This window comes from Aureimonas sp. Leaf324 (assembly GCF_001423245.1).
GTDB lineage: Bacteria > Pseudomonadota > Alphaproteobacteria > Rhizobiales > Rhizobiaceae > Aureimonas.
Window position 1 is genome coordinate 1 of sequence record NZ_LMOH01000026.1, and the last position, 13,934, is coordinate 13,934.

Genomic DNA, 13,934 nt, shown 5'->3' on the forward strand with positions numbered 1-13,934 from the left:
CCACACCTCCGGTCGGGCTACGCCCTCCCTACGATGCGGCCCGCGCCGTCCGTCTCATCCTGATTGACGCCCAGTCTCATCCTGTTTGTCGCCGCGCATTTCCACATCGGCTATCGCGACCACTGACTGGCCTGGGAACCTTGAAGCTGAAGGATTTGGTTGTGGAAGCTGCACTTTCCGCAGCACACGGTAATCCCCAGATGCATGCAGGCATTCCAATGCCGCAAGCTTTTCGTCGGCACTTGGACCTATGCCTAGAAGGGAGGGCTCGGTTTGACTGTCGCCAATGCCCTGGAACGGAACATGGACGCTTCCTCGGCCGAGCACTTGTGTATGCCACGACCCACGCACCCGTACCGATGCGTCAACGTCGTTTCTGAAGTGGACCATGTTGGTACTGCAGTGCTGACTATGATTCGGACGGACTGAGGTTGCGTGATCTTGCGTCACGCTCGGCACGAAACGCCGCCCTCCAATCCGGCACGGCATCAATGGCGTCTCGTAGCCGTATTCGGTGCTTAGCCTTAGTCGACAGCCATTGGTTCGGGAGCTTACGTCGCCTCAACGCGCTCATAGACGCCACAAGCATGATCCCTGTCGGTGCCATCGGCACAACGCCGATACGCCGCTCTTCCAAACCACACAGAATGCTGAATGTTAGAAATGATAGCAGTCGGTCGTCGAGTTCGGAGATATGTGGATCCACCGACTCACGAACGGCATTCTTTAAAGCACCCCAGAATGCGATATCATTTAGGTTCGGAGCGATGGAAGACATCAACGGCCGCCCTACTCATGGTGGAAGGCGCGTAGAGCTGACGTCACCGCCTCCGGGGGTGTGCCGATGTAAATAAGCAGTTCGCGCGATCCGTCGTGCAGGCGCATCATGATCTCTCGTTCTTCTCGCTCTTCCTTGGGAACCTGCAGATGCTGCATAGCTAGCCAGCCGATGTAGGGGACGAGCACATGTGTTCGCGTGCCATCGGACTCCTCTAAGAAGAGTACCCGACCTTTAACGAGATCCAGCGCCTCCTGGACACGGCCATCGAACCTCTCACGATACCAGGTATGCTCTTCGAACATGATCGACCCTTACTAGATGATTAAATATCTCTATTTTTACACGGCATGACGTATTAGAATTCTATGATTCCGGTGAATCTCGAATCTCGATAAATCTTCCGACTTCCTCGAACAAACGATGATGTTCACTAGCCAAGGCTGCATGGCGAGGATTGGAAGCAAGCTGCTGGACAACGGACAAATCCGCCCCTTTCCGTTCTAAATCCCGAAGAGCACTGCGCACTTCGGCGAGTTTTCGGGCGCTGGTCTTAATGCGCAGAGCATCACCCAAGGTGAGTTCAGCGAGCTTATCCTCCCTCAGATTGAAGTCCGCTGTGTTATTACCTTCTCCAGACCTCTTGCACATCAACATCATTCCTACCGAAGCGGCCTTTTAAGATTGGCGACGAACCAGTCACCGAGGCGACCATCATCCAAGGATTTCACCCATACTTACTGGAGTCAATGTTTTTATAAATGACTCGATGTCATCTAGAATGACATTGCGACCAGAGTGAAAAATTATAAGCGACTTGTTGTCTACCTTAATGAATATGGGTATCGGGCTGGTCTTGAATTACATAACGCACCATCTGCGTAAACCTACCGTCAGATAGCACTGAGCATCGGGCGGCCATCAATCGCCTCTCCGCCCAGCGTCTTGAGGACACATTGCTTCGGTAGAATTATCGATCGCTTACAGCACTTTTGAGTGCACGCCGGGCTTTGCGACTTTCGAATTTGGCATTCCGCGACTGAACACGCGACGAATGACTGGCCCCGCAACGGCTTCACCTGGGTTCTCCTGGAGCAAAACGAGCGGTCTACCTAATGCGTTGGCGAACCTCACCGACAGAGTCACCAAGTTTATGGTCAAGACCTCGCAAGGGCTTCCAATGTCTGTCCAACTGGGAGGATGAGGCTGGAGAGTGAACGCGCACCCGTCCGACGAGATCAACAGAGTTCCACCCTCATCACCGTCCCAGCCCGATATCTCTCGAAGCAATACCTCATCAGCCTCGAGTCTTTGATATACGTCTTCTGACGTCTGAGGGGATCCCGTAAACTCCACAACACCATCCGCATTCATCATTGCATGATGCAACAGCAATGATTGGTATCTATCGGCCAACTCCAATGCTTCTGTTTGAGAGGTTCCTCGAGAGCGCAGGATCTTCGCAAGGCAGAACCGAGCCGCATCGTGCGCTGTATAGCTTACTCGCGTGCCGGACTTCTTCGGCAGCACCCCCCGGCTTCGCCAAAGCCTCTGAAGTTCGGCTGTGAAGCCTGACGCCCGCTCAACCTCGGCAGCGCTGAGGGGATGCCAGGTGACCTGAATACGGCCAGTCAGTTCACGCACTCGATCCATTTCACCTCTCCGATACGGCATCATTGTTCACGATATGTGCCGGTTGTGCAATACCAGAAAAAACGTATCATTGACACATATTGGATATGACGCGGTTGAAACCTCCGTGGGTATCGGAGGATCCCAAACCCCAGTCGAATGCAGGAACCTCGATGTGAGCCAGATAACGTCCACAGCCGATGCCGCGATTGCCGATGCATGGGTGCCCCTTAAACCGAGCAGTGCATCACGCGGGGTTCGCGCAAAAAGCTCAGCTTCCGCGCGCGTCTTTCTCCAAGACGAAGGCAGGGAAGTAATGCTCGAAAGTGCGGCCGAGCATAGGATCAGGCTCGTTCTCAAAGCCCGTCCGGATGTTGCCAAGATCCAAGAGCAACCGACACCGATCACCTACGTCGACAGCGAGGGTAAGCCGCGCCAACGCACAGTCGATTTTCTGGTGACGCTCACCAGCGGCGAACAGATTGCGGTAGAGGTCAAAGCGAGCGTCCGGGTTACCGAGAAGCTTCGGAATGAGATCGCTTGCATCGCGGATCAGATGTCCCCGTCATATGCTAGTGGCGTGATCCTCCTGACGGAAACGTCGACACCGCGGGCTATCGTTACGGACGCATTGCTCTTCGCCTCCGTGAAGCGGGATGCGGACTACGACGCGTACCGCGCGTTGACTGACGTAGCACGCGGTTTGGCAAGTCCAATATCGATCCGCGATCTAGGCGCCCGACTGAAGCGACCCACGAGTGGGTTCCGAGCAGTTGTTCGCTTGATCGCCGAGGGCGTTCTCGAAAGAGTTGAAAGCGTCCCCCTGTCCCTCGACACACTCGTCCGCGCCATGCCCATCGATGACGCGACTGGAGGGACCCCGTGAACCCTAGCACGCTGCGGTATCGCATGGGTCCGCTCGATCGACTATCGATCAACGGAGAGCACTACCGACCGGTTTCGACTGACAGCGACGGCCACGTTCTGTGTAAGGACGCGGCTCCCGACCACCACATACGCTTTTCGCATAAAGATGTAGCCGACCTGCATGCTACCGGCGCGCTAGTCCGCGACGCCGATCATTTTTCGTTTGCAGGCGCTCAACACCGGCAGCAAGCTCGAAGCACGCTGCTCAGTCAGATCTCACCGAAACGACAGGACGATTTTCTCCATCGCCTCCGTACGGTGAACGCATTTCTGGGTCTCGAACGGCAGGGCGAGGTGACACGCAGTGCGCTAGGATTCCAGAAAGCCGCTACCCTCATTGCCGCTCAACTGCAAAATGAAGAATTCGAAGCCGATAAGGAAGAGGCCGACGCTCGTGCTAGCGACGCGAGAGCTGTAGCAGAAGCTCAAGACCTTGCGAGACCGAAAGGCTCGCGGAAGGGCGTGCGCCGACATGACTCGCGGCGCCCACCGATCGAGCGGCAGAACAGGTTACAGGCCCGAGAACCGGTGAGCGGTCGTACGTTAGCGTCCTGGGTTGGTCGCTTTGAGAAGAGCGGCGGCGACCCGGTGGGGCTTTGCGACGGATACGGCAATTGCGGTAGCAAGCCGAACCTTGATCCTGTGGTCGAAGTGATGATTGCGAGGATCATCAAAGATGAGTTCCTTACGGAGAAGCGTCCGTCGATCCGTCATTGTCATCGGTTAGTGACAAGCGCCCTGAGGATAGCGAACATCGAGCGAGTGCGGGATGGCAGTCCATCCCTGACGGTGCCGAGCTACTCAGCGTTCAAGACACGAGCGAAACAGGTTCCAGCTTTCACTCTCGTACGCACACGTCATGGGCAGGAAACTGCCGCAACCAAATTCGCTATGTCTTCGGGCGGGGCTGGCGCCTGGCTTCCACTTCAACGTGTAGAGACGGACGAGTGGACCGCTCATGTCCACCTTATCAAAGGCAGACCTGTCCCCCGGTCCGAACTCGAACACTACCGTGGTCAAGAGGTTGAGACGGTCCGCATTGTAGTAGCAATCGTGATCGATTGTGCAACTCGCTACATTCTCGGCTTATCAGTCGCCGAAACAGCATCTTCCGATAATGCAAAGAATGCGCTTCGGATGGCGATGTCGGATAAAAGCGCTGTCGCTCGTGCCGTAGGTGCTGGAAACGAATGGGGACCACACACCGGTATTATGGAGATATTCTCAGATGCCGGATCTTCCTTTGGAAAGACATATCAGATTGCTGCAATGGGTTTAGGTATAACCCACAGCTGGGGACCAGCCAAACAACCAAAGCTACGCTCGACCCTTGAGCGATTCAACAGGACGCTCGACCAGGTCTTTCTGCCATTTTTTACTGGTCGTACTTTCAGTAATACTGTTGTTGCGGGTTCTTACAACCCTGAACGAAGAGCATCCTTGACGGTTGTCGATTTCAACAACGCTCTAATTCGATTTGTTGTTGATATCTACCATTCCACACCGCATGAAGGGCTGCATGGAAGAACGCCGGAAATGGCATGGCGCGATGCGATAAAAAGCTACGAGTTCCCTTTTCCACCAAATGGCGACTGCATGCGCGCCAACCTCGGCACCATTTATGAAAGAAAAGTCTCCGGAGAAGGAGTTCACTTCTCCAACATACCATACAACTCATCTGAATTGCAACAATTTCGCCTGACCAGCGGCGATAATCAGATCATGATCGCTGTCGACCATAATGATATCAATCATATCTCTGGTTTATTTAATGGAAAGTGGCAGACTCTTGTATCTCCTGAAAACCGCCTTCAAGGCGTCCCATTGATAACATGGCGGGCGATGCAGAATGACATGAGGCGTCGTTACAAGGCCGAGGCTGCTGTCAGTAGCGCAACCGTTTTTGCCGCGATTGAACGCATCCAACATACAAGTCGGTCCGCGATCATTGATGCTGGACTTGGCGCCATCCGCCCATCTGACGAGGAGATCCGTCGGGACGAAGGCACTCTCCGTATCGGCTGGTCAACACCATATGCTCCACCCTCGAGCGGTAACCTCTCAGACCAAGACCTACTCGCCGTAGGAGAGTTCATCCCCAGCATGGGCCGAACTGTAGCCACCCATAACCACCGGCAGCCGTCAGAACCAGCGCGAGTGGGTGCAAGCAATAACTCAGTTGGCGATGACGACTCGGATTGGTTCCTCGAAAATGGCGACTGACGAAGCAAGCACGGGCAACGAACATTCCCGGTCAGGAACAATGCGCGCCATAACCGCCGCCATGAGCGAAACGGAATGGGATCGTATCCACGCTGACGAAACATCCAACGCTACATTCATCGAAACCGACCGCCTTCATCGATTGCGCGAACATGTCGGTGAGTTGCTGCGGAGGACTGCCACGCGTAGGGACTCTAGTCAGAGCCTCGATAGCTCGAACCGCGTCGCGGGCCGAGCGCTCTTTTGCGTAGGAGATGCAGGTTCCGGAAAGACCGTCACGCTTCGGCGGGCAATTCTGTCGTTCTCAGCGCTTCGTCCTGTCGACGAAGGGGAACCCCGTCGGCCAATCCTGTCCATCAACGCACCAGATCAGCCTAGTCTGAACGCCATATACGGACGCCTACTTCAGTGCATGGACTACCCCTCCATGGCTGCGCGATCGACCGAAGTCCTGCGTCAGCGCTTCCTCGCACAGTCCGAGCGCCTGGGTGTTGTGCTCATACACATTGATGATGCTGCGAACATGACTGTTGGACAGGACGCATTTCGAGCACGACGTTCGGCCCAGAAAATCGCGGCGTGCTTGCGAAGCTTGATGGAGGAGGAACCACCCTTCTCGTTGATCGTCTCTGGCTTGGAGCCCACGCTACAGCTGCTGGAGCACGATGACGCGCTGGCGCGCCGCGCACAGCAAGTAGGGCTCTCTCGGGTTCGGCCTCAAGAACATAAGGTCATTGCCCATGCGCTTCACCTGAGGGCGAAGGACCTGGGGTTAGTTTTTTCCCCCGATCGAGATCTGATCGGTCGCTTGGTTCATGCAGCCAATCAGCAGTTCGGCTTATCCTTCGAACTGGCCTGGCACGCCATCGCGCTTGCACAAGCCGTCGGCGCGACCGAACTCGGGGCGTGCCATTTCGCCGACGCTTACTTTCGACGAACCAGCTGCCACCCGGGGCTGAATGTCTTCGAAGCACCGGACTGGGAACGGATCGATACGACCGCGATCATACCGAAGCTCGTAGATGATCCTTCTGTTACGCTGCGTAGGAGGCGTTGATGCCTCTCCTCGCGCGTGTTCGCCAACAGAACACCGAGTTGACCCAAGCCAGTTTTCTTGATCGATCCGCAGCCGTTAGCGGCTGCCCATCCGTCGCGAGCTTCTGTTTTGACCTGGGCCTTGACTTAAAGGATCTACGGAAAGGCTGCCCTGAGCAGCTTACCCGGTTAGCGGAATGTGTCGGCTCGGATCCAGCGTTGGCAGTAGCCAATGCAATCCGAGAAGTTGGCCCTCGGTCGTTCGAACTGCGGCGTTGCCACGTGATTTCGAACATGCTTCGGACAGACGAGGTGGCCCTCTGTCCGGGCTGCGTTAACGACGATTTGATCAACGGCCCTGCGCGACGCACTCCGTACGACAATGTTTGGCTACGCATAGCTTGGCACTTCCGGGGGATCGAGACCTGCAACATTCATAACTATCGGCTGGAGCGGTTCTTGCTAGCGCGTACCAGATACGATCAGCGAAGCTTCGTGGTTTTCGGATGGGATGCAGCCTATCAACTCCAGTCTGGAGCCCGCAGTCCTGTGCCGCAGGAGCCAACCGAGTTCGAGAACTATATGACAGGACGTTTAAACGGAGCCGAGTTTGGGACTTGGCTAGATACGATCCCGTTCTCAGAGGTGGTGCGATTATGCAGCACATTTGGTCGGCTGACTTACGAGAGGAGAGGCCATCAGGCGGAAGCGAGCATCGCGGGCAGGGAGAGCCGCACTATACGGGATGCTGGCTTCCAGCTACTCAAACCATCTCGGCGATCGATTCCGGAATTTCTTACCACTTCGTTTTCAGAGCACCGTGGAGCAGTTACGGCTATCGAGGTACACAAGATTTTGGGTACCTATCTTACGAGTATACTTGAGCGCCGCGGTTACGAGACGACCAGCTTCAGCGTGTTTCGTGAAGAGGTCGCAGAATTTATCAAACAGAACCGTAGAACGCCAAGTCCTGCTGCCTCAAAACCCCGAACAGGCTGTAAATCGGAAGGCAAGAAGCCGTATAAGATCTGTGAAGTAGCGGAAATCTTGAGCCTATCTCCTCAGACGGTTGCCACATTCGCTTCTGAGGCACAGTTGCCGTTCAATGAGCATGGAGCTTTGACTGACCACGCTGTCGATCTGATACGGGCAAAGCATAAAGCACTCTGTTCGATGGAGCAGGTCCGCGACGCTCTTGGAATACCGAATGGTGGGGTCTGGCGTCTCGCGGAAGCTGGGTTGTTGGGAACAGTTCACCGGGGCAATAGAAAGCAATCGAAGAGGAAATTTGATCCCGGATCTGCTTCGACCCTTCTGGACGCACTACGTGACGCAGCATCTGCGTCATCGAGTGTTGCGGATGGGATTACGCTAAATGAAGCTGCCAGAAAATATCGCTGCGGCCTCGATACAGTTGTTAAATTGATACTATCGAGGCGCCTGAAATCCATCTCATATATCCCAGGCATAACGGGACTCGCCTCGCTGAGGTTATGTGAAAAGGAATTCTTCCAGAAATTGACGGGTGTCAATTGGTTCGGAGTAACTATCCGACAAGCGTGTCAGCGCTTGGGTGTTTCATACATTGCCTTGAAGGGCCTAGTCCTTCTTGGGTTTCTAGAGGAAATTCGACTTGGCAGCGCCACGGCTAAAATAGTTTTCATATCTGAATCGTCGTTGATTGAATTCGATGCGAAATATATCACGGCGAGTGCAGCTGCATCATTACATCATCAGCACAGTAGTGCGATGATCCGAGAGCTGGAGCGGAAGGGGATCAAGCCGGACATTACGCGAGGCGTATGCGGCGCAAATTTCTATTTGCGGTGGCGGTTCGGCCTGTAACATTCGGAGCGTGCGAGCTGGTATCCAGAGCCCCCCTAGGCCATGACAATCTTCCGCGCTCATTGATGCAAATCCTGAACTGCCAAGCAGTGTGAAAACCCTTTGTTTTCAATGCCGTTCGATGCAGAATTCTTGGGCTCGCTACAACGAGAACCCGCCGCGTCAGGCCGGCACCGAGCCTTTGACGGTCACCGCCGGGCGGCGCCACTGCGAGGGGCCGGTGCGGTGGATCGACGTGCCCTCGGCATCGACCGCCACGGTGACCGGCATGTCCTCCACAACGAATTCGTGGATCGCCTCCATGCCGAGATCGGCGAAGGCGAGGACCCGCGCCGCCTTCACGGCCTTCGAGACGAGATAGGCGGCGCCGCCGACGGCGATGAGGTAGGCCGCGCCGTGGCGACGGATGCTCTCGATCGCGGCGGGTCCCCGTTCGGCTTTGCCGATCATCACGAGAAGGCCGGTGGCGTCGAGCACGAGATCGGTGAAGCCGTCCATGCGCGTGGCCGTGGTCGGCCCCGCCGGTCCGACGACCTCCTCGCGCACCGGGTCGACCGGCCCGACATAGTAGATCGCGCGGTCTTTGAGATCCACCGGCAGCGGCTCGCCGCGGCGGATCATGTCGACTATCCGCTTGTGGGCGGCGTCGCGCCCGGTCAGCATCCGCCCCGACAGGAGCAGCGTCTCGCCGGCCCGCCAGGTCGCCACCTCCTCGCGCGTCAGGCGGCCGAGATCGATGCGCCGCGCGCCCGCGCTCTGCTCGCCCATGTCGAGCTCGGGCCAGAGGGAGAGGTCCGGCGGCACCAGCCGGGCCGGCCCCGAGCCGTCGAGGGTAAAGGTGAGATGCCGGTCGGCGGCGCATTGTGGGATCAAGCCGACGGGCTTGGAGGCCGCATGGCAGGGATGCGAGCGGATCTTCACGTCGACGACCGTCGTCAGGCCGCCGAGCCCCTGCGCCCCGATGCCGAGCGCGTTGACGCGCTCGTAGATCTCGAGCCGCATCTCCTCGATCGGCGAGGACGGGCCTCGGCGGAGGAGTTCGGCCATGTCGATCGGCTCGAGAAGGGCTTCCTTCGCCATCATCATCGCCTTCTCGGCCGTGCCGCCGACGCCGATCCCGAGCAGCCCCGGCGGGCACCAGCCGGCGCCGAGCGTCTCGACCGTCTCGACCACCCAGTCCGACACGGAGGCCGCGGGCGCGAGGTTGGCGAACTTCGCCTTGTTCTCCGAACCGCCGCCCTTGGCGGCGACCGTGATCGTCAGCGCTTCACCGGCCACAACATCGAAATGGACGACGGCCGGCGTGTTGTCGCCGGTGTTCGTTCGGCCGAACAGCGGATCACGGACGATCGAGGCGCGGAGCGGATTGTCGGGGTCGGTGTAGGCGCGCGCGACGCCCTCGTTGATGACGTCGGTGAGCGGGCGCGTCGTCTCGATACGCGCGCCGATGCCGAGCTTGACGAAGACGTTGACCGTGCCCGTGTCCTGGCAGATCGGGCGCCGGCCGAAGGCCGCCATGCGCGAGTTGATCAGGATCTGGCGGATTGCGTCGCGCGCTGCCGGGCTCTCCTCGCGCTCATAGGCGCTCGTGAGGCTTCGGACGAAGCTCGGCGGGTGGAACACCGCGATGTATTGCAGCGCGTCGGCGACGGAGGAAACGAGGTCCGCCTCGCGGATCGGGGCGCCTTGCGAATTCATCATCGTCCTCCCCGGCCCGCCCGCGCGGCGGCCGCCAAAATCGCCTGTGCGCGCAGGATCACCGGCGCGTCCACCATCTCGCCGTCGAGCGACACGGCGCCCCCGCCCTGCCCGGCGTCGAGAACCCGCCCCGCCCAGGCGACCGCCTCGGCGCCCGGCGCGAACCCGCGCGCGGCCGGCGGAACCTGGGCGGGATGGATCAGGAGCTTGGCGGAAAAGCCGAGGTCGGCGGCATAGGCCGCGTCGGCCTCGATCAGGGCTTCGTCGCGCGTCGCCGCCGTCACCCCGTCGATCGGGGCCGGACGAGACTTGAGGCGGCTCGCGAGCACGAACTCGTGGCGGGCGGAGGCCAGCGCCTCGCGCGTCGGCCGGCAGCCGAGATCGGCGGCATAGTCGAAGGTTCCAAAGGCAAGGCGCGCGGCGACGTTCGCGATCTCCCGGATCTCGCCGAGCCCGAGCGCGCTCTCGACCAGCGCCACCACGGGCCGGCCCGACGCCTCGGCGACCCGCTCGACATCGGCCGCGCACTCCGCCTTTGCCAGCATCACGCCTGCCACGTCGATCCTTGCAGCGAGGGCGAGGTCCGCCGCGTGCGCAGGTTCGGCCACTGCGTTGATGCGCAGGAGAACGGCGCAGGGCGCGCTCGCGATCTCGGACGCGGCAGCCTCGATCGCCGCGCGGGCGCGCGCCTTGGCGTCCGGCGCGACGGCGTCCTCGAGATCGAGGATCACCGCGTCGGCGCCGGCCGAAAAGGCCTTTGCGAAACGCTCCGGGCGGTCGCCCGGCACGAAGAGGAACAGCGCGGCGTCGCTGATCGTGGAGGGCATGGGATCTTCCCTGTCTCGTCGGAACCACGGACCCGAGGGTTGTCGGATCTGTGGCCGCGTCACGGGAAATAGGCTTTCGCGCTGGCCGTCATAGGGGGTCCCTATGCGGCGCCGGCGCCCATATCGACGGGTTATGGAGCGTCTCGCGCATCGCTATTGGCGGGGTGCGCCGGCACCGTTCTTAACTGCCGGCATCCGAGAAGCGAGGATCCGAGCCGATGAACACCGATCTCGAGGGTCTTGTCGTCGTCTCCGTCGAACAGGCGGTCGCGGCCCCCTACCTGTCGAGCCGGCTGGCGGACGCGGGTGCGCGCGTCATCAAGGTGGAGCGGCCGGAGGGCGATTTCGCCCGCGGCTACGACCATCTGGTGAAGGGCGAAAGCGCCTATTTCGTCTGGCTCAACCGGGGCAAGGAATCGGTCTGCCTCGACCTGAAGTCGGAGGCCGACAAGGCGGTGCTCGCCCGCATGATCGATGCGGCCGACATCTTCGTCCAGAACCTGGCGCCCGGCGCGATCGACAAGCTCGGCTTCGCGCCCGCCGAGCTCCGCCGCCGCAACCCGCGCCTCATCACCTGCTCGATCTCGGGCTACGGCGACGAGGGCCCCTATCGCGACCTCAAGGCCTACGATCTCCTCGTGCAGGCGGAGAGCGGCCTGTCGAACATCACCGGCAACGAGCACGGCATGGCGCGCGTCGGCGTGTCGGTCTGCGACATCGCCGCCGGCATGACGGCCTTCCAGGCGGTGCTGCAGGCGCTGATCGGCCGGGCGAAGACCGGCGAAGGCCGGCACATCGACGTCTCGCTCTTCCACGCGCTCGCCGACTGGATGAACGTGCCGTACCTGCAATACGTCTACGGCGGCAAGGAGCCGGCGCGCTCGGGGCTCAACCACCCGACCATCGCGCCCTACGGTGCCTATGCCTGCCGCGACGGGGCCTCCGTCCTGTTCTCGATCCAGAACGAGCGGGAATGGGCCAATCTGTGCCGCGACGTCCTGTTGGTGCCGGATCTCGCGGGCGAACCGCTGTTTTCCGACAACTCCCGGCGCGTCGCCAACCGCGAGAAGCTCGATGCGATCGTCACGGGTGCCTTCGCCATGGCGGACCGGCCGGAGATGATCGAGCGGCTGGAAAAGGCGCGCATCGCCTATGGCCGCGTCAGCTCGATGCAGGATCTTGCCGACCACCCGCAGAACCGCTTCGTGACGGTCGAGACGCCGGCCGGCCCGGTGGCCTATCTCGCGCCCGGCGCGCGCTTCGACGGGCAGGATCCGGCGTTCCGTGCGGTTCCGGCGCTCGGGCAGCAGACCGAGGCGCTGCGCCGCGAATTCGCCCCCGCCGGCCGTGTGGAGGACGCGGCCTGAGCGGGCTCGCCGCGGTCGGGCCTTCCGCCATATGCTCTGCCATGATTTGGGAGGATCGCACGACATGACGGGACGGCTGGACGGGAAATCGGCGCTGGTGACGGGCGCGGCATCGGGGTTCGGCGCGGCGATCGCCAAGGCCTTCGCACGCGAGGGCGCGCGCATCGTGATCATGGACCTCGACGAGGACGGCGGGCGGCGCGTCGCGGGCGAGATCGGCGCGGCGGCCGTGAGCCTCAAGGGCGACGTGACGCGGCGCGAGGACTTCGAGCGGGCGGTGGCCGAGGCCGCGCGGCACGGCGGCCAGCTCGACATCCTCGTCAACAATGCCGGCTGGACCCATCGCAACAAGCCGCTGGAGGAGGTCACGGAGGACGAGTTCGACCGGGTCTACGCCATCAACGTCAAGTCGATCTACCACTCGGTGCAGGCGAGCCTGCCGGTCTTCTCGGCTCAGGGGTCGGGCGTCATCCTCAACATCGGATCGACCGCGGGCCTGCGCCCGCGCCCCGGCCTCACCTGGTACAACGGCTCGAAGGGCGCCGTGAACATGCTCAGCCGCTCGCTGGCGGTGGAGCTCGCCCCACGCGGCATCCGCGTCAACGCCATCGCCCCGGTGATGGGCGCGACTGCGCTGCTCGAAAGCTTCATGGGCCTGCCCGACACGCCGGAGAACCGCGCGAAGTTCATCGCGACGATCCCGCTCGGCCGCCTGTCGGAGCCCGACGACATTGCGGGCGCCTGCCTCTATCTCGCCTCCGACGAGGCCCGCTTCGTGACGGGCGTCATCCTCGAGGTCGACGGCGGACGGACGATCTGACCGGTCAGCGCTGCGGCGTGAACCAGCCGAGGCCGGCACGCGTGTCGCCCCGCGGCCGGTACTCGCAGCCGACCCAGCCGTCGTAGCCAGCTTCGTCGAGCTTTTCGAAGAGCCAGGGGTAGTTCACCTCGCCCTCGTCCGGTTCATGGCGGTCGGGAACGGAGGCGATCTGGATGTGCCCGACCGTGCCCTGATTGGCCTCGAACAGGCGCCACAGGTCTCCGTCCATGATCTGAGCATGGTAGAAGTCCATCTGGACCTTGAGGTTGGGCTCGCCGATCTCGGCGACGAGGGCGTGCGCCTCGCGCTGATGGTTGAGAAGATAGCCCGGCATGTCGCGCGTGTTGATCGGCTCGATCACGAGCGTCAGGCCGTCATCGGCCAGGCGGCGCGCGGCGGCCGCGATGTTGCGGCGGTAGAGGTGGAGCGCGTGTCCGCGCTCGGTGCCGGCCGGCAGGAGCCCGGCCATGGCATGGATCCGCTCGCAGCCGAGCGCCCGCGCGTAGCGCACCGCCGTCTCGACGCCTTCCGTGAACTCCGCCTCGCGGCCTGGTAGGCAGGCGATGCCGCGCTCGCCGGCCGCCCAGTCGCCCGGCGGCATGTTGAAAAGGGCCTGCGTCAGCGCGTTCGCACGCAGCCGCTCGGCGATCGCCTCGGCCTTCCATTCGTAGGGAAACAGGAACTCGACGCCGGCAAAGCCCGCGCGCGCCGCCTCGGCGAAGCGGTCGAGGAACGGCACCTCGTTGAACATCATGGTGAGGTTGGCGGCAAAGCGCGGCATG

General features: G+C 60.8%; 10 protein-coding genes. 6 read left to right on the forward strand and 4 right to left on the reverse strand.

The annotated features are described in order from the left end of the window. Positions 1-789: 789 nt before the first annotated feature. The gene (locus ASF65_RS15215; RefSeq protein WP_055890810.1) at positions 790-1,083 is read right to left on the reverse strand and encodes a hypothetical protein; all 294 of its coding nucleotides are present in this window, start codon (positions 1,081-1,083) and stop codon (positions 790-792) included. A 1,643-nt stretch (positions 1,084-2,726) separates the two neighbouring features. Between ASF65_RS15215 and ASF65_RS15220 the strand changes: the two genes are divergently transcribed. From ASF65_RS15220 to ASF65_RS21010, 4 genes are all read left to right on the forward strand, one after another. Further along, positions 2,727-3,296: a TnsA endonuclease N-terminal domain-containing protein gene (locus ASF65_RS15220; RefSeq protein WP_055890813.1), complete on the forward strand. Its 570-nt coding sequence runs from the start codon at positions 2,727-2,729 to the stop codon at positions 3,294-3,296. Next, a complete protein-coding gene (locus ASF65_RS21000) occupies positions 3,293-5,560 on the forward strand; it encodes a DDE-type integrase/transposase/recombinase (RefSeq protein ID WP_156369336.1) in 2,268 nt (755 codons plus the stop codon). The genes ASF65_RS15220 and ASF65_RS21000 overlap by 4 nt, the downstream gene beginning before the upstream one ends. Positions 5,561-5,621: 61 nt before the next feature. Further along, positions 5,622-6,617 (forward strand): TniB family NTP-binding protein, encoded by a 996-nt coding sequence (locus ASF65_RS21005; protein WP_244486758.1) that lies wholly within the window; start codon positions 5,622-5,624, stop codon positions 6,615-6,617. Beyond that, entirely contained in the window at positions 6,617-8,440 is a 1,824-nt protein-coding gene (locus ASF65_RS21010; RefSeq protein ID WP_082505684.1) for a TniQ family protein, read from the forward strand. Before ASF65_RS21005 ends, ASF65_RS21010 begins: the two co-directional genes overlap by 1 nt. 162 nt (positions 8,441-8,602) lie before the next feature. Here the strand turns inward: ASF65_RS21010 and ASF65_RS15230 are convergent, their stop codons facing one another. Both ASF65_RS15230 and ASF65_RS15235 read right to left on the reverse strand, forming a co-directional pair. After that, entirely contained in the window at positions 8,603-10,138 is a 1,536-nt protein-coding gene (locus ASF65_RS15230) for a fumarate hydratase (protein WP_055890820.1), read from the reverse strand. After that, entirely contained in the window at positions 10,138-10,965 is an 828-nt protein-coding gene (locus tag ASF65_RS15235) for a CoA ester lyase (protein WP_055890823.1), read from the reverse strand. The genes ASF65_RS15230 and ASF65_RS15235 overlap by 1 nt, the downstream gene beginning before the upstream one ends. 218 nt (positions 10,966-11,183) lie before the next feature. Between ASF65_RS15235 and ASF65_RS15240 the strand changes: the two genes are divergently transcribed. Continuing rightward, positions 11,184-12,332 carry a CaiB/BaiF CoA-transferase family protein gene (locus ASF65_RS15240; RefSeq protein ID WP_055890826.1) on the forward strand — a complete coding sequence of 383 codons (1,149 nt, stop codon included), beginning with the start codon at positions 11,184-11,186 and terminating at the stop codon, positions 12,330-12,332. Between the two features lie 64 nt (positions 12,333-12,396). Then, positions 12,397-13,152 (forward strand): SDR family oxidoreductase, encoded by a 756-nt coding sequence (locus ASF65_RS15245; RefSeq protein WP_055890828.1) that lies wholly within the window; start codon positions 12,397-12,399, stop codon positions 13,150-13,152. A 4-nt stretch (positions 13,153-13,156) separates the two neighbouring features. Here ASF65_RS15245 and otnI read toward each other — a convergent pair whose 3' ends face one another. Then, entirely contained in the window at positions 13,157-13,933 is a 777-nt protein-coding gene (gene otnI, locus ASF65_RS15250; protein WP_055890830.1) for a 2-oxo-tetronate isomerase, read from the reverse strand. Position 13,934 lies beyond the last annotated feature (1 nt).